The sequence below is a fragment of the Phytopseudomonas punonensis genome, assembly GCF_900142655.1.
GTDB classification, from domain to species: Bacteria; Pseudomonadota; Gammaproteobacteria; order Pseudomonadales; family Pseudomonadaceae; genus Aquipseudomonas; species Aquipseudomonas punonensis.
On record NZ_FRBQ01000001.1, the window covers coordinates 1,066,017 to 1,082,672 of the forward strand.

Annotated in this window: 11 protein-coding genes; all 11 read right to left on the reverse strand. The window is 65.7% G+C overall.

Annotated features, from left to right (window positions below):
* Positions 1–141 precede the first annotated feature (141 nt).
* Positions 142–1,842 carry a formylglycine-generating enzyme family protein gene (locus BUC40_RS04845; RefSeq protein WP_073263130.1) on the reverse strand — a complete coding sequence of 567 codons (1,701 nt, stop codon included), beginning with the start codon at positions 1,840–1,842 and terminating at the stop codon, positions 142–144.
* Complete coding sequence (locus tag BUC40_RS04850; protein ID WP_073263132.1) at positions 1,835–3,031, reverse strand: FtsX-like permease family protein; 1,197 nt, start codon at positions 3,029–3,031, stop codon at positions 1,835–1,837. The genes BUC40_RS04845 and BUC40_RS04850 overlap by 8 nt, the downstream gene beginning before the upstream one ends.
* Positions 3,031–3,747 carry an ABC transporter ATP-binding protein gene (locus BUC40_RS04855; protein WP_073263134.1) on the reverse strand — a complete coding sequence of 239 codons (717 nt, stop codon included), beginning with the start codon at positions 3,745–3,747 and terminating at the stop codon, positions 3,031–3,033. Before BUC40_RS04855 ends, BUC40_RS04850 begins: the two co-directional genes overlap by 1 nt.
* Entirely contained in the window at positions 3,747–6,776 is a 3,030-nt protein-coding gene (locus BUC40_RS04860; protein ID WP_073263136.1) for a serine/threonine-protein kinase, read from the reverse strand. The genes BUC40_RS04855 and BUC40_RS04860 overlap by 1 nt, the downstream gene beginning before the upstream one ends.
* Positions 6,777–6,859: 83 nt before the next feature.
* Positions 6,860–7,588: a PP2C family protein-serine/threonine phosphatase gene (locus BUC40_RS04865; protein ID WP_073263138.1), complete on the reverse strand. Its 729-nt coding sequence runs from the start codon at positions 7,586–7,588 to the stop codon at positions 6,860–6,862.
* Positions 7,585–8,244, reverse strand: a complete 660-nt coding sequence (gene tagF, locus BUC40_RS04870; protein ID WP_073263140.1) for a type VI secretion system-associated protein TagF — start codon at positions 8,242–8,244, stop codon at positions 7,585–7,587. The genes BUC40_RS04865 and tagF overlap by 4 nt, the downstream gene beginning before the upstream one ends.
* Complete coding sequence (gene tssM / locus BUC40_RS04875) at positions 8,241–11,759, reverse strand: type VI secretion system membrane subunit TssM (protein WP_073263142.1); 3,519 nt, start codon at positions 11,757–11,759, stop codon at positions 8,241–8,243. The genes tagF and tssM overlap by 4 nt, the downstream gene beginning before the upstream one ends.
* The gene (locus tag BUC40_RS04880; RefSeq protein ID WP_073263144.1) at positions 11,756–13,105 is read right to left on the reverse strand and encodes a DotU family type VI secretion system protein; all 1,350 of its coding nucleotides are present in this window, start codon (positions 13,103–13,105) and stop codon (positions 11,756–11,758) included. Before BUC40_RS04880 ends, tssM begins: the two co-directional genes overlap by 4 nt.
* 6 nt (positions 13,106–13,111) lie before the next feature.
* Positions 13,112–14,446: a type VI secretion system baseplate subunit TssK gene (gene tssK / locus BUC40_RS04885; RefSeq protein ID WP_073263146.1), complete on the reverse strand. Its 1,335-nt coding sequence runs from the start codon at positions 14,444–14,446 to the stop codon at positions 13,112–13,114.
* Positions 14,447–14,460: 14 nt separating this feature from the next.
* Positions 14,461–14,928 (reverse strand): type VI secretion system lipoprotein TssJ, encoded by a 468-nt coding sequence (gene tssJ, locus BUC40_RS04890; RefSeq protein ID WP_073263148.1) that lies wholly within the window; start codon positions 14,926–14,928, stop codon positions 14,461–14,463.
* A gap of 55 nt (positions 14,929–14,983) precedes the next feature.
* On the reverse strand, positions 14,984–16,516 hold the full coding sequence (tagH, locus tag BUC40_RS04895; protein ID WP_073263150.1) for a type VI secretion system-associated FHA domain protein TagH: 1,533 nt from the start codon (positions 16,514–16,516) through the stop codon (positions 14,984–14,986).
* Positions 16,517–16,656 lie beyond the last annotated feature (140 nt).

A 16,656-nucleotide genomic window follows, 5' to 3' on the forward strand; every position in this document is an offset into this window, starting at 1 on the left:
TCTCGTACTTGAGTGAGCGTTTATTCCATTCAGGCGGGGCCGAGTGACACCGCCTGCGTTTTCACGGCGACCGCCGTGGAATTGCCAAACCGACACCAGCCGCTCGCCGGTGCCTGCATTAATAACTACTGCGCGACCCTATCAGGGTGCCAGCAACTGCTTGAGAATCACATCCGCATCAGCCTTGCGGTTCTTGCGATATTCGCCCACGTGGTGCACGAACAGCGTAGCCCGGGTTACCAAGCTCTTGCCCAGAACCGGCTTGCGCGCCAGTTCTTCCTTGGTACGCTGGAACTGCGCCTGGATCACCGCGTTGCTGTAGCGCGTACCGTTTGCCAGGTTGTCGATATAAATCGCCAATGCACCGTCGAGTGCACTCTGCCCATTGGCCATCGCTGCTTCGAACAGTTTCGCCGAGGCTTCGTCCTTGGCGCTGCGAGCCTCGTCACGGCTCTTGCGCAGATTGGTCAGGCGAATGTTGTAGTTGTTGATCGTTTCGGCCACCAGTGCGGCCGACTGAATCAGGTTGCCAGCGGCATCCTCACGCTGCTTGGCGATCAACGAGACGCTGCGCTTGAGCTCTTCGTTGACGATTGCCAGGCGATCACGCAGTTGCGGATCGTCGCTGTTGGCAATTAGCCCATCGAGCAGCTTGGTGGCGTCCTGGTCTTCGTCGATCTCATCGGTGAGCGTGCTGACTCGTCCTTCGTCCTTCCATTGCGCAAACAGTTCCTTGTATCGCGAACGGGGCGCCGACAACGCGCCAATCGACACACGAAAACCGGTGGTTTCATTGCGCTGCTCGGTGCCATCGGCCCCAAACAACGGGTATTCACGGCGCATGCCGGTGAACAGGGTCATCTCCCCTTCCAGATAATTGCCGCCCTTGACCACGAAGCCACCGTAGGTGCCCTGACGGCGCCCGGCATGCACCAGCTGGAAGGACTCCTGGACCATCTCCGCGGCGTTGCCGATCACGTCGAACATACCAATAGGGTTTGGCTTCTTCAGGCCGATGGGCAACAGCCGCGCGTTCTGCCCAGTGCCACCAGATACCTGATTGAATACCGCCCAGTCGCCCAGCGGGCCGTCACTATCACTGCCCTCAACCGGGCGCGGGAAAAGCCGTGCTTCAAGTTGCTGGCGACTCACCGCATGGCCGCCGCGGGCGGCGTATTCCCACTCCACCTCAGTGGGCAGGCGCACGAAGCCCTGGCCGCCGTCTTCACGGTTACCGCTGCGGCCACTGACCGGCAGCAGGTCACGGTGGTTCTTCAGCAACCAGGCGCTGTACACCGCGGCGAAACGCTCGGCGTCGAAGCGCGACAGGTTGACCTTGGGCAGCCGCCCGGCCATCCCGGCCGGCGCCTCGCAGGCTGGTGGCTCACCTTCTCCAGCCAGGGACGGCGCCTGGGCCATCACCAAGTCGTACTGGCGCTGGGTCACCTCGTACTTGCCGATGAAATACAGCATCGGTTTGAGCGGGGTCACGCCGTCAGCCTTGGGCAGCTCGCCGCGCACCTTGGCCTGCCAGTCCTTGGACAGGTCGCTAAGGGTGAACTGACCGTTGATGTAGTCGCGCCGGTAACCGGAAATGAACGACTGCTGATAACCCGGTTCGCCTTCGCTGAAGGGGTAACCGAGGGTCACTTCGTGGTCATCCAGCGAACCCTTGGCGAGCACATAGACATGCCGGAATACCATTTGCCCATCGCAGGGCAGCGGCAGGCTGACGTCGCCCTTGAGCGGCTTGGGGTTGTAGAGCGGATCAGCATCGGGCTCAGCCCAGGCAGCACTGGCCAGGCATGAGAGAACCAGGGTGGCGCTGAGCACCTTATACATGACGCAATCCTTCCGAGGCTTCCAGGTGAGCCGCCCGCCAGCCACCGGCAGCGGCAGCGAGCACGCAGCACAGCAAGGTGGCCAGTGCCGCCAACAGATAATGGGAGAACAACAGGCGGCAAGCATATTCGCCGGACGCCGACTGGAACAACAGGTTCAGCCCGCTGGCAGCCAGGCCGTACAGCAGCGCCGAAAGCAACAGGCTGGCGATACCGGTATAGAGCGCCTGCACCACCACGAAAGCAACCAGCGCCGCAGCGGGGAAACCAAGCAGACGCAGCACGGCCAGCTCATGCCGTTTGCGTGCCACCGCGCCCAGGGTGCCGGCAGCCAGCGCGGCGAAAGCGCCCGCCAGCGACAAGCAGGCGACCGACCAGAACACCCACGCCAGGTTGCGGCTCAGCGCGCGCACCCCGGCGACAGCCTCAGCCTGGGTCGCCACTGCCTGGCGGGACTGCTGGAAGTACTGGCGCAGGCTTTCCACACCATCCAGATCCCGGGCGTAGAGGCGGAAACTCGGGTAGATGCGCTCGCGCTGCGCCTCGGGCTGCTCGCCCGGCCAGCCAAAGGCCGGCACCGCCAGGCCATCGCGATAGTCTTCGGCGGCCTCCAGCAGGCTAAGCGGCGCGAACAATGCATCCCGGGAGAATGCCGCTACCGGCAAGACAGCCTGCACCCGCAGGCTGGTTTGGGCAACTTGCGGCTGGCCGGCCACGCTGCGTCCGAAACCGGCCCGCAGCTCATCGCCGGCTGACACACCAAGTTTTTCCGCTGCGCTTTGGCTGAGCAGCACGCTGCGCGTATCAACGGGAACAGGCAGACTGCCAAGCAGCGGGTCACCATCGGCGGTCGGTAGCATTTCCACGATGAGCGTCTGCTCTGGCCCCTGCAGCTCAGCGGTCGCGGCGATCTGCCGGGTACGCGGGATCACGAAGCCGACATCCTCGCGCAAGGCCAGCGCCTCGATGCTCTGCAAATTGAAACGGGCGCCACCCAAGGGAATGATCTCGCGCACCCCAGGGTCACGTTCCAGGCGCTCGGTCAGCGTGGTAACCAGGCCGAACTTGAGACCGAACAGCACCAGCAAGGGTGCGATGACCGCCGCCAGGGCAAGGATCGCGCACCAGGACAGCCGCGCGTCGCAGCGATAATCCTGCCACGCCAGGCGAGCGAACAGTGCCAGGCGCATTAGCCGTGCTCCGTCAGGCGCGCGGTGACCAGGCCGTCGCCCTGCTGCTCGACCCGCAGGTGCATGGGTGTCAGGCCGTAACGCTCGGCCAGGGCCTGATCATGGGTGGAGATCACCAGGCACAGATCACGGGCCGCCGCCTGCTCCACCAGCAGCTGCATGACCCGCTCGGCGTTCAATGGATCGAGGGAGGCGGTCGGTTCGTCGGCCAGCACGATGGCTGGGCGATGGGCCAGGGCGCGGGCAATGCTCACCCGCTGACGCTGCCCGACCGACAGGCGCCCAGGCTGGCGTTCGAGCAGATCGGCAATGCCCAATTGCTCGGCCAGTTGCTCGACCACACCCTCAACGGGCAGGCCTAGCAACTCACGGGGTAGCTGGATGTTGCCGCGCACGGTCAGGAAGCCAAGCAACCCGCCGGTCTGCAGCACGTAGCCAAAGACCTGGGCACGCAGCGCAGCCAGCTCGTCATGCTTGCCCTGGCGCCACAGCTCGGCAAGATCAAGAGCATTTGCACCATCGCCCCAACGCTGGTCGCCGCCGGGATCTGGCGACAGCACCAGCGCCAGCAAATCGAGCAGTGTGCTCTTGCCGCTGCCACTGGGCCCGATCAGGGCGATGCGCCGCCCGGCGCGCAACTGCAGCGCCGGGATTTCCAGACGATAACGCTGCCCGTCGGTGCCGCGGGTTTTGCTGATCGCCCCGAAGGTGAGCATCAGGGCAATGTCGACAGGGGCACGCGGTACAACGCGTCACCCGGGGCGGCATCGCCGAAACGTACCCAGTTGGCCGTGTCGTTGTGGAAGGTTTCGTAGAGCTGGATCTTCGAGTCCAGCTCATCGATGAAGTCTTCCTGCTCGGCGACGCTGAGCGACAGCCACAGGTCCTGGCTCATGTTCAGCACCTTGCTGCGGTATGGCAGGCCGTCCAGGTACTCGCCGAGCACGCCGCTCTGCGCCAGGTTGCCGCCCTTGACCAGCGCTGAGGGGTCGCGGCTCATGTGCGCGCTGGCACTGGCGATCTCCTGGAAGAAGTCCTTCGGCGAGCTCTGCGTGCGCCGCGCCGCGTCGACCACCATGCGCAGCGACTGCTGGAGGTCGTTGAGCTGCAGCTTGGTGAGCAACACGCAGACCTGGAAAGCCGGCAGGGCCGGGTCGGTGATATCGCGGTCGCTGGTCCAGGCGGTGACCACCTGGGGCGCACGCGCCTGACTCTGGTGGCCGAGGAAATCCATGTGCATGGCGTAGCCGACCGCCGCGGACTTGTCGGCAATGCTCGCGCCGCCCTTGGGTTCGGGCAGGCTGCTGTCGGTACGCACCTGATGCACCAGGTCGGCGAAGGCGCTGCCGATCTGCGAAACGCTCTGCCCGAAGGCATTCACATCGCCGCCGGCCACCGGCACATAGAGGTCGCCGATACGCGGGTTGGGGTCGGCGGTGAGGCTGCGGTACTGCTGCTCGGCGAAACCATGGTTGCGTTTGCCGGCCGGGGTTTTCAGGTGCAGGGCGTATATCTTGATCTGCTTGCGCAGCGCCGCCTCGCGCACTTCGGCCTCGTTCATCTGCGTCAGCCCCAGCGGGTCGCTCTTGCGCAGCGCACCGGCGTCGCTGACCAACAGAATCAGGCGGCCGCCGTAGCCATTCCAGTCCATACCATCGACGGCCTGCATAACACCGGCAAAGGCGTCTTCGTTGAAGTCATGACTGGACACATCGGTCGCCTTGATCTGCTGCGCCAGCTGCAGGAAGCGCTCGGGATCGCGGCCCTGCTCCAGGCTGACCAGGGTCTTGGCGGTGTATTCCAGGCCTGGGGTCTTGCTGGTGTTGCTGCGGAAACCGACCATGCCGAAGCTGACGCTGTCCAGATCGCCGCGGTTGGCGATCTGGCCTTGCAGTTCGTGCACCACGTCGCGCACGCGGTCGATGTAGGGCTGCATCGATACCGAGGTGTCGACCACCAGCACGATGGCCGTTTTGAAGCCATCCGGGCGAGCCGCTGGCGCACTGTCGGTCTGGGCTTGCGGGGCACTGCCCGGATCGATGGAGGCGACGTTGAGCAGCTGCAGCGGCTGGCCGTTGGCGTCGAAGGTTTCCTCGGAGTCGAAGATCGGCAACAGGTAGAACTGATCCTGTGGCACGGCGCTGCCGCCAGGCTCGACCGCCACCACGTTGTGGCCGGTGCCCTTGAGCGCTTCACGCAGGGCTTCGCGGGCGCGTGCCGGCTCGGCCAGTAACTGCTCCAGGGCCGAGGCGTCACGCACGAACATCACCGGCGCGCGGCCCGAGCGCTCGGTGAACTTGAGCACCAGACTCTGCTTCCAGTCGCTGACCGCATTGGCCGGCAGCCAGCCATCACGACGGCCATCGGTGGAGGCGCCGATCTGCAGCCAGGGCTGGCCGTCGATGTCCTGACGGGCATAGACGTAGAACACCGAGAACGCCGGCATGTCCTTACCGCCGGTGCCGCCCGCTTCATCGGCGAGCTTGGCGCCCGGTTTGGTCAGCACGCGCTGGAACAGGGTCTTCTTGCCGGGCATCAGCAGCGGGCGATCACCGCCGTCGCTGTCGGCCACCGCCGAGATCGGCCCGGCTTCGCCACTGGGCTGAGCCTGGGACTGAGATTGGACCTGAACCGGCTGGCCGGCGATGGGCGGCGAAGCAGACGGCGCAGTATCGGAGCCCAACAGCCAGTAGCCACAACCAGCCAGCAACAGCACGCCAGCCAGCGAGGCGCCGAAGATCAGCGGCTTTTTGCTGGCACCGGCATTGCCCTGGCGCACCGAAGACGCCAGCGGTGATGGCTGCGGCCGCGGCGCCGCCGTGGGTTCAGCGGCAGGGGCATGGGTCGGAATCTGCACAGAAACTGGGGCCAGCGGCGGCACACTGGCGTCACTTGGCGTATCGCCAGCCGCAGGCAGCACCAGCGGCTGGAACAGGGTGGCGTCGTCAGCGGGAGTCTGCAGGCGATCCAGGGCGGCGATCAGCTCGGCGGCGTCAGCGAAGCGCTCCTTGGGATCCTTGGCCAGCAAACGCTCGAGAATCGGCTGATAGCGGCCATGCACCATGGGCAGAGCCGGCAGCGGCTCGGTCAGGTGCGCGAGCGCCGTGGACAGCGAATCGCTGCCGGTATAGGGCAGCTTGCCGGTGAGAATTTCATAGAGCACCACGCCCAGGGCATACAGGTCAGCGCGACCATCGATGTCCAGCCCGCGGGCCTGCTCGGGGCTCATGTAGCTGGGTGTGCCAACGGCAAAACCGGCCTGGGTGAACTGGGTGCGATCGTCCAGCGCCTTGGCGATACCGAAGTCGCTGAGCACCGCGGTGCCGTCGGCACGGAACAAGATGTTGGCCGGCTTCACATCGCGGTGCACCATGCCCTGGGCATGAGCGTAACCAAGGGCCGAGGCGATCTGGCGAATCCACACCAGCCCCTGATCGATGCTCAGGCCCGCCGAGATACGCTCCTTGAGCGTGCCGTTGGGCAGGTATTCCATGGCCATGTAATAGAGGCTGCCGACATTGCCGATATCATGGATGGTCACGGTATTGGGATGCGACAGCCGCGCCAGGGTCTTGCCCTCGCGCAGAAAGCGCTCGCAAAAGGTCGGATCGGCGGCCAGCGAGGCGGCCATCACCTTGAGCGCCACCTTGCGGTCGAGGGAACGCTGGGTCGCCAGGTAGACCACGGCCATCGCGCCATCGCCCAGCTCGCGTTCGATGTCGTAACCCGGTATTTGCATGTCCATGCTATTCGGTCTTCCGAGGCCACCCCGAGAACCCCGGGCGTAGCAGCTGTCTGGATGGTGAGTGGAGCAGACGCCGTGGCGGCCTAGCCGGCCTTGATCACCACGGCGGTAATATTATCCGGCGCGCCCCGGGTCAAGCCAAGGTGCACCAGGCTACGCACCACTTGGTAAGGATCTTCGTGGCCCAGCACTTCACGCAGTTCGTAATCTTCAACCGTCTTGTTCAGGCCGTCACTGCAGAGCAGGAAGGTGTCGCCTGGGCGCACGTCCAGCCGGGCGGTTTCCAGCTCCAGCTCATCCTGCACGCCAAGCGCGCGGGTGACGATATTGCCCATGGGGTGAGTACGCGCTGCCTCGTCATCAAGCAGGCCACTGTCGACCAGTTCCTGCACGTAGCTGTGGTCACGGCTGATCGGCTGCAGGTCACCGTTGCGCAGCCGGTACAGGCGGCTGTCACCGGCCCACAGGCAGAGCGCTTCGTCGCCCCGTGCAGCCAGCACCACCACGGTGCTGCCCATGGTTGCGCCGCCGCGCTTCTGCGCTTCAACACGTACCTGATCATTGACCTGATCCAGGGTGTCGATGATCGCACCCCGATAGGTGTCGAGTACCGCGCTGGGCGGCAAGCTGCGCAGGCTGTCGATGATCAGGCTACTGACGAAATCGCCACTGGCGTGCCCACCCATGCCATCGGCGACAGCCCACAGGCCATTGTCCGGAGCATCCAGGCAGGCGTCCTCATTGATCTTGCGCACCATGCCGACATGGGTGTGGCTGGCTGACTGGTAGCGGGTGACGGTCGACGGGATCATGGCTGGCCTCCCGCGGACTCGCTGAGCAACCTGCAGAACGCCTCGGCCGGCGGTAACCCGGCAAAGCGCACCAGCCCGGGCGCTACACGCTCGGAGCCATTGCCCCACCACAGGCTGGCGCCACTCCAGGCCTGCTGCATCAGGGCCAGGCCGCGGCCCTGAGGATTATCCACAGGCCAGATGGCGGCGCCGCTGGCGTCCCAGCGCGGCCCGTTGCAAGTCGCCAATTGCGGGCTACCCAAGGCTTCGACACCGCGCTCGAAAATTTCGGCATCGGCGCCCTCCTCCAGCGTCGAGAGCAGCAGTCCTTCGGCACGCTCGAACCAGTCGTCAGCGCCGCTGATCAGCTGGCCGATATCGGTATCCGCCGGTAACGGCAGCGCGATGGTCAGCGGGAAATATCGCCCCACCCGGTCGACGCTGGGCATCATCACCCCGCACACCGGCTCGGCCCCGAGCAGGCCGGGCGCCACGGCGAAACGCCACAGCGGGCTGACCAGGTAGGCGTCCAACCAGGCCTCGCCAAGCGTCTGCTGGCTGGCCGCCAACCCCGCCGCCAGCCAGGTATCCCAGGCCTCGATAAACGTCGGGCTCAAACCGCGATGAATGAAATCTCCCCGTACGGCCAGCTTGCCGTAGAAACCTGGTGTACTCACAAACGCTCCGGCAGGCTGAAACCGCTCACCACCTGGCGGCGGAATGGATTGAAGGCGCTGCTGGCGCGCAGCTCGCTGGAAATACTCGCGTTGTCCACGCGCATGCGCAGGGTGAAGCGATCCGGCGAATTGCCCTGGGCCAGGTCCGACTGATCGAGCAGGCGGAACCAGGCCCACGGACCTTCCAGGGTGATGCCAGAACGACCGGTAACCGACGCCGGCGAAATGTTCAGCCGCACCACACCCGTACCGTTGGCGCTCGGCCACTGCATGGCGACTGGCCGCGCCGGGCCATGGTCGTAAGTGAACTGCTGGCCGTCGAGGTCAAGCTGGAATTGCTCAATGCTCGAGTCCATCGCCACCGGGCGCAGCTCGAAGCGCACCATCGGCTGGGTACCGCCGGAGCGGAAGAAAGCTTCGCGGATGCTTGCCGCGCGCTGGAAGGTCTGCAGCACGCCACTGCCGATACCGAGCTTCTGCGCCGCGCCCGGCTGCCAGCGCCAGGTGCTCGCCGAGGTGTCCACGTAGGGCTGCAGGTACTTGCGGAAGTAGCTGTCGAGCACGCCGCCCTGGCCGAAGAAATGGCCGAAGTCGTCCAGCGTGGCATCACGGCTACTGTTGCGGTCCAGCGGGTAGCGACCAGCCAGGGACTGGCGATAGACACTGACCACTTCGCTCATCCAGGCGGCGTTGAGCTGATTGCGGATGCCGCCCATCATGGTGCCGGTGGTCGAACCGACCACCGACTTGAGAAAGCCCTGCACCACCGGCGGCTGGCGCTCGGCGCTCAGGCGCACCTGATCGGCGGCGGCGGTGGTCTGGTTACGCGACTCGCCGAGCAGCGCATCACCACTGGCACCGCTCATGGCGCTGACCTGCACGTACAGCGCATTGAGGTCCTGCAGCAACGCGTCGATGGCCGGCGGCTGACCTTCGGCATCTTCGACCAGGCTGTTGAGTTCGGCGAAATGCGCGGTGATCGGGTCCATCTCGGTGGCCAATACCTGGGCTGCACCTTCCTCTGATTGGCCGACCAGTGAACCGAGCTGCTGCTTGAGACGGTCGACGGTGTCGCCGCCGCGCTCCTTGAGCTTTTCGGCGACCAGGCGCTCTTCCTTCTGCAGGTCGGTTTCCTTGGCCACCGCCTGCAGCAGTTTTTTCAGCGGCGACGTCGGGCCCGACAGCACGCGCAGCACGTCGGCGGCCTGGGCCACGCTGGTCACCGGCACGAAGTCGAGGTCGGCGAGCAGCGCATCCCACTGGCGCATGTAGTCCTGCACGTAGAGGCGGCGAACTTCCAGCGCCAGAGCGGCGGCGTTCTGCCCGTCATCGAGGCTGCGGCCGAGCACCCACTGCTCCTCGGCCAGTGTGCCAGCCTGGCTGACGCTGCCAACCAGGAACGCTTCGCGGTAACCACGCTGGGTGTAGAAACCACTGAGCGGCTCGTTCAGCGGCTTGCCGCTCTTGCGGGTGAACACCAGAGCGGCATCACGCCCCGCAGCGTCGCTGATACGGAAGTCAGGAATGCCGTCGGGCAGCTTCTGGCGTTTGACCCGGTCATAGGCGCGCTGGGCCACGGACAGGCGCTGCAGCTGCCGGCGTACGTCCTCGATCAGGTGCTCGTCGAGGCGCACCACCGGTGGCTGGCGGTCATACAGCGCCGCAAGGTGCGCGTTGAGCGCCTCACGTTGTTCGGGCAGCAGATCGCGCGGCAGGCTGCGGTCCCAGTCCAGGGCGATCCACGCCTTGATGAAGTCGGCATCGTAGCGCTCGGCCTCACCGAGCATCAGGTAGGCCTTGAGCCCTTCGTAGAGGAAGTCCGAATTGCCGCCGGCACGCAGTTGTTCTTCCAGGCGCGCCAGCACCCGCGGCGCCATGACCGCGATGAGCAGCTTGCGATAGACGCTGGAGGCTTCGCTGTCGAGCATATCGCCCTGATACAGGCCGAAACCTTCGGCCCAGCCTGGCGCATCACCACTGACATTGCGGATGGCGTTGAGCAACGGCTGTACCGCCAGCACTTCGCGCTGTGCGGGGCTGAGCGCCTGCAGCTCGCCACGCAACGGCTGCACACGGGCATCCACGGCAGCGATATACGCCTGGTTGGCGCGGAAGCTGGCGAACCACACCGCAGCGGTACCGAGCACCAGCACCACGGTCGCGGCGATCACCCCGCGGGCCAGCCAGCGTTTCTGCCGCTCGACCTTGGGGTTGGCGCCGACCAGGCCGCGCTCGCCGAATACCACGTCACGCAGCAGGCGTTCGATGAAGTAGCTGCGCCCGGTGCCGGTCTGGCGGGCCAGGTGCTGGCGGTCCAGGCTCATGCTCTGCGCCATGGCGCCGATCAGCCGGTCGATCGGGCTGCCTTCCTGGGTGCCGCTGGTCAGGTAGACGCCGCGCAGCAGCACGCGCTCCTCGTAAGGATTGGGTTTGAACACGCCATCGAGGAAACCGGCCAGCGCTTCGCGCAGCGCCGCGAACTGCTGTGGGAAACCATAGATCAGATCGCGGCGTGCCGGATCGCGCTCCTGCTGCAGACGCTCGACCAGCCGCTCGTTGAGGCGTGCTTCCAGGGCGTCGAACTCGCTGCGGAACACCTGCAGCGGGCCTTCGGCACTCTTGCCGTCATCGAGGGTGAAGGTCATGCCCCAGACCTGAGCACGTTCTTCCTTGCTCAGGCCGTCGAAAAACTCCATGAAGCCAGGCACTAGGTCCAGCTTGGTGAGCATCACGTACACCGGGAAGCGCACGCCAAGCTGGGTATACAGCTCCTGCACCCGAGAACGGATGGCCACGGCATGGGCAGCCCGTTCGCTTTCGCTGCCGAGCAGCAGGTCGGACAGGCTGATGGCGACGAACGCGCCATCAATGGGCCGGCGCGAGCGCTGCTTCTTCAGCAGGTCGAGAAAGCCCAGCCAGGCAGCCTTGTCGACAGCGGCATGGCTGTCCTGGGTGGTGTAGCGGCCGGCGGTGTCGAGCAGCACCGCTTCGTCAGCGAACCACCAGTCGCAGTTGCGCGTACCGCCAACGCCGCGCACGGCACCGGCGCCCATCTGCTCGGCGAGCGGGAACCGCAGCCCGGAGTTGGCCAGGGCGGTGGTCTTACCGGAACCGGGCGGGCCGATGATCACATACCACGGCAGTTCGTAGAGATTACGCCGCTCACCGCCGCCCAGCTTGGCGCGCTTGAGCAGGCCCAGGGCCTCGTCCATGCGCTGGCGCAGGGTGGCCAGCTCCTCGGCGGTGGCCACACTGGTCGGGTCCGGCGCCACTTCCACGAGACCCTGCATGACCCTGGCGGCATTACGCCGTGCCTGAATGATGCGCATCACCCGCCAGGCCGCCCACAGGGCGAACAGCAGGATGATCAATGTCCAGCGCACCGTACTGCCGGCCAACGGCTCGAAACCGCCGATGGCGATCAACGGGCCAACGAACCAGATCACCAATGCCAGCGCGATCAGGCCCAACACCGGCATGACCCAACGGGCCATAAAACCGAAAAACGCCTTCACTCGACGCCCTCCGCAAAGACTGTGATTTCGACCCGGCGGTTACGCGCGCGGCCCTCTGCCGTGTCGTTCGAAGCTTTTGCTTCGGTGTCGCTGCGGCCCTCGGCGCGGAAACGCGTGGGCTGGCCGGTCTTGGCCGCCAGCACGTCCATCACCTGCTGGGCGCGGTCCTGGGAAAGCTTCCAGTTGGACGGATAGCGCAGCGTGGCGATTGGCCGGTTATCGCTGTGCCCGGTGACCAGCACCTGCCCGTTAACCTTGCGAATCGCCTCGGCGATGCGCAGCAGCAGCGGCTGGAAGTCATCGGCAATCGAGGCACTGCCGGAGGCGAACAGCTGGTCGCCGCGGATGGTCACCACCGAGCGGTCGACGGCGTCTTCCACCGCGACTTTCTGCGCGCGAATTTCCTCGGCTAGAAAGCCCGCCAGGCGCGGACGCTCGACGATGCGTGGCTGCTGCGCCGGGCGGTCGATGGTCTGCACCGGCACATCGCCCAGGGCGTGCAGATTGCGGAAAACTGGCTCGGCTTCGGCGGCCAATTTCATGCGCAGGCCGAACAGCAGCAACAGTAGGATCGCCAGGCCGATGGCCACCGCCACCCAGGGCGGCAGGAACTGGCGCAGGCGATCACGGGCGACCACCAGGCCGCGCCAGTGCGGCGACAATTCGCGCTCGATCTCGCCACGGGTGCTGCGAATGGTCGCCGCCACCCGCTCGCGCAAGGCGTCGAGCTGGCTGCGGCCGTCCTGCATGACCCGGTAGCGACCTTCCATGCCGAGGCTGATGCACAGGTACAAAAGCTCCATCAGGTTCAGGCGCTGGCGAGGGTTCTGCAAGCAGTGGTCGAGCAGCTGAAAGACCTTCTCGCCGCCCCAGGCCTCGTTGTGCAGGGTGATCAGCAGGCTCTGCTTGCTCCAGTCGCTGGCGCTACCCCAGGGCGTGCTGAGCACGGCTTCGTCCAGGGCTGTACAGAGTACGTAGCGCGCCAACATCACTTCGTCCTGAGCGACACCGGCGGCGCGGGCCTTGTCCTCGAACTGGCGCAGGTAGCCGAGCAGCTGGGCGCGCAGGCTGGCCGGCGCGGGATGGGAAATGGTGCTGCGCAGGCGCGTCAGCAGCGCCAACATTGGCCCGGCGGCGGCTTCGATGGGGTTCAGGCCCAGGCCACGGGCCGCCAGAGGCGGCGCGCTAGGCATGGCTGGCGGCGGTGAGCCGGCAGGCACCGGGCGCGCGGGCTCGGCAGCACGGCCACCGGGACGCGGCATGATCATGGTGCGGTCGTTGTTCGCCGGGTCGCTACCCTTGCCGGGCTGGCCGGGCAAGGCGCCAAATGGATCGTCGATGGTCATCGCGCATCAGCCTCGGATGGCCCAGAAGGCCAGGTTCAGGCCCGGGAACTGGCCTGCAATATGAAAAGCGAAACCGCCGGAATGGATCAGCTGTTTCCAGTGGTCGCTGCCCCGGTCCAGTTCGAAATAGTTGGAGCCGGCGTGGTATGGCAGCTGGCGCGGCGCCACCGGTAGCGGCAGCAGACCGATGCCCGGCAACTGCAGGTTGACCAGGTCGCGGATGTGCTCCACCGAGCCGATCTTGGCCTGCTGCGGGAAGTGCCCACGCAGGCTCTCGCCCGGCACGTCGGCACGCACCACGAGGATGAAGCTGGCCGAGTCGAGCAGCGACTTGTCGGCGAGCATCGCCACGTGCACGCCGTAGGACTTCTCGATGATCGGGATGGGGATCGCACGGCTGTCGATGACCATCGACAGCGCCTGACGCAGCGCCAGCATCACCGGCGCGAAGGTGGTGGTCAGGTCGTCGTGCTCGTAGACCGGGTACTCGCCTGGACGCCGTTCTGCCGCCGTGAAGGTAGCGAACTCACCGGCCAGCGCCACCAGCTCGCGGTACAGCACCTCCGGGTGCAACGGCGTGATCCGCGTCAGATGGGCGACCAGCGGCTGGGCGCGGTTGACCAACTGCAGCAGCAGGAAATCGGCGATTTCCGAGGCACCACCTGCGCCGGAAGCCACCACTCGCCCGGCCAGGGCCTCACCACGCTGGTGCAGCAGGCCGAGCAGCTCGTTACGAAACCCGGACAACGGCCGCGAGGCACTGACGTCGAGCAGTGGCGGGATGTAGCTGTCGTCGAGCAACAGGCTGCGGTCTTCGCGTTTCTCAACCACGCGTACCACACCAATCGCCGCGTGTTCGTCGAGGCCGTCGCACTCGGTGATCAGGCGCAATGCCAGGGAGCCGATCGCCACGGGCGCGCGGCTTTCCAGCGAGGAATTGTCGTCACGCACTTCGTGCACGCTGCTTTCGTAGCGCGCCGAACCCAGGCTTTCGCCCGCTTCCACGGTGTCGCGGATCCCCGCACGGCGCAGCGGCAGCGCCAGGTAGACGATGCCGTCGCGCAGGTTCTCGTCGATATTCAGCGGCGCTGGCGCGGCATCGTTCTCGGGAATGTTGAAGGGTGTGCCGTCCGGCAGCAGGCCGCGCGCCGAGAGGATCGCCAGCTTGCCCTGGGCCAGCAGGGCACTGTCGATCAACAGTTGGGAAAAGCCCCAGGCGCCGGGCTGTGCGGCATGGCTGCGGCTTTCGACCAGGGTTTCGATGTAGCGATCCTGCTGCTGGAAGTGCTGCGGTCGCAGGAACATCCCCTCCGACCAAACCACACGATTGTTCCAGGACATGAACGGGTCTCCAGTCACTCAAGAGGGGTCAGCGGCGCAGCGCTGATGGCATAGGCGTCCAGCTGCAGGCGCAGGGCGCTTGCCTGATGGGCAGGAATTTCGATGACCTGGCGCCAGATCGAACGGTCGAGGGCACGATAGGCCACCACCACGCCGAGGTGGCGGGTGGCATCATCGAGGGTCAGCGATTTGCGTTGGGTTTCGCCGGGGCGCACCACGAAACGCTCGGTTTCGATCAGCTCGCCGGCCAGGGTGGCGTCGGCGCGGTCGACCAGCGAGAAGAAGTCGGCACGGGAAAAGGTCGAGGCATTGCGCAGCTGGTAGACCTGCACCCAGACCGGCGAGGCCGCGCTGTCGAGCGCCGGGTTGAGGTCGCGACTGGCCTGCAGCTGCAGCTCGACGGTGGTGGGCGCTGGCTCCTTCGGCGCCGACGCGCAGCCGCCGAGCAGCAAAAAGACCAGCAGTGTCAGAATCCTTGGCATAACGCTTCCTCGATGGTTACCGCTGGCCCGCCACGACGCGGCGGGCCACAGGGCCTCAACGGCCCCTCAATCTCGTAATGTGTTCTTCGTAGGCACGGCTGAACTCACGACCGAACAGCTCCTGGAAACCGTCTTCGGCCTCCTGGGAAATGGTCGCGTACAGCTCGGTGAACAGCTCCCAGTAATGGGCGCGCCGGCCATTGGGCAACAGCGCCGAGAGCCCGCTCGGCTTGTTCAGACGCCCCTCGAGCTCACGCGGTTCAAAGCGTGCGAGCAAATATTTGATGGCCGCCTGCACACCCGCCATCAGCGCCAGCTGGTGGGCGCGCAGGTCGTCGAAACTCTCGCCCACGGCCTGATCCGGGGCCATGAACGCCTGGTTGTCGTGACGCAGCAGCATCAGCAACGCTTCGTCGACATTGGGAGCGAATTTCAGCGGGTTGTTCTGGATCGGCTGGATCATGGTCTGCGCCATGCGGAACTCGCCCTTGAGGCTGGCGCGCGCGCGCAACACATCGATCAGCCCCTCGACCATCAGCCGGTAACTGCGGCCGATGGCTTCCATCTGCGCTGCGGCGGCGGCACGGTCCAGGCGCAGGTGCTGCAAGCCCGCACCGCGCAGAAAGGCTTCCATCAGCTCGCCATCATCAACTGCAGTCGCTGCAGCAGGTGCAGCAGGTGCAGCAGGTGCAGCAGGTGCAGCAGGTGCAGCAGGTGCAGGCTGGGGCGGCGCGGCTGGCTCGGCAACCGGTAACGACTGAACCTGCTCTACCGGTGACTCATCCAGCGCGAACGAAGGAATTTCCACTGCCGGCATTGGCGGCGATTCGGCGAACGGATCCGGCACCTGCGCTGCGGCGATTTGAGGGGGCTCGGCGAACGGATCGGGAATCGGCTGCGGCGCCGAGGCGGCCTGAAGATCGGCGAAAGGATCCCAGTCTGCGGGGATCACCGAAGCAGCAGGCGCCTCAGGCGGTGCGACGGCAGGTGCCGGTTGCGTCGGTCGCGGCGGCCGGAAGTCGTGCTGCTGGGCCGGCACGTGATCGGACACCGACGGCGCCACGGCAGGCGGTGGACTGAGAAAATCGAACAGATCCGGTTTGGTATCGAACGGCGAATCACGGCGTGGCGCTGGCGCCGCGGCGGGTGCGGGATTGACCGGCGGCATCTCCAGCGGCTGAGCACTGCGACTGAGCAGCGCCTCGAAACTGTTGAACGGGTCGTCGGCCATACCGGACACCTGCGGCGCGGAAGGCGCAACGCTGATGCCGCTGATCTGCACACGAATCTCGTACTCACCGATCTTCAGCACCTCGCCATCTTCCAACGGCTCGCTACTGCCGCGTCGCAAACGCGTGCCGGCGTTCTGCAGGATCACCCCGTTGGTGCTGGTGTCGGTGATGTAGTAGATGCCGTCACGGTACTGGATGACGCAATGCTGGCTGGATACCAGGCGCTCCGGGTCAGGCAGCACCCAATCGTTGCCGGCACTGCGCCCGATCTTCAGCTCACCACGATCGAGCTCGACCTCGGCCCGTTGCCCAGGGGTCAGCTTGTGATAGGTGGTGATGAACAGACGCAGCGGCATTGCGGCTCCTTGCAGTGCGGTAAAAAAACCATGTTCTTCGAGAGGTGTCGATATGCCAAACGCCCTATTTTTTGCCCTTGGCCGATACGGTTCAATGCCCAAGCGGGCATATATTTCCAAGCGGTTGTGAGTCACTGCAC

What these genes read in the sequence shown, in the direction of transcription:
- tssK (WP_073263146.1), bottom strand. Translation starts at nt 14,446, where the DNA reads ATGTCCTGGAACAATCGTGTGGTTTGGTCGGAGGGGATGTTCCTGCGA.
- BUC40_RS04850 (WP_073263132.1), bottom strand. Translation starts at nt 3,031, where the DNA reads ATGCGCCTGGCACTGTTCGCTCGCCTGGCGTGGCAGGATTATCGCTGC.
- tagH (WP_073263150.1), bottom strand. Translation starts at nt 16,516, where the DNA reads ATGCCGCTGCGTCTGTTCATCACCACCTATCACAAGCTGACCCCTGGG.
- tssJ (WP_073263148.1), bottom strand. Translation starts at nt 14,928, where the DNA reads ATGCCAAGGATTCTGACACTGCTGGTCTTTTTGCTGCTCGGCGGCTGC.
- BUC40_RS04855 (WP_073263134.1), bottom strand. Translation starts at nt 3,747, where the DNA reads ATGCTCACCTTCGGGGCGATCAGCAAAACCCGCGGCACCGACGGGCAG.
- BUC40_RS04845 (WP_073263130.1), bottom strand. Translation starts at nt 1,842, where the DNA reads ATGTATAAGGTGCTCAGCGCCACCCTGGTTCTCTCATGCCTGGCCAGT.
- BUC40_RS04880 (WP_073263144.1), bottom strand. Translation starts at nt 13,105, where the DNA reads ATGACCATCGACGATCCATTTGGCGCCTTGCCCGGCCAGCCCGGCAAG.
- BUC40_RS04865 (WP_073263138.1), bottom strand. Translation starts at nt 7,588, where the DNA reads ATGATCCCGTCGACCGTCACCCGCTACCAGTCAGCCAGCCACACCCAT.
- BUC40_RS04860 (WP_073263136.1), bottom strand. Translation starts at nt 6,776, where the DNA reads ATGGACATGCAAATACCGGGTTACGACATCGAACGCGAGCTGGGCGAT.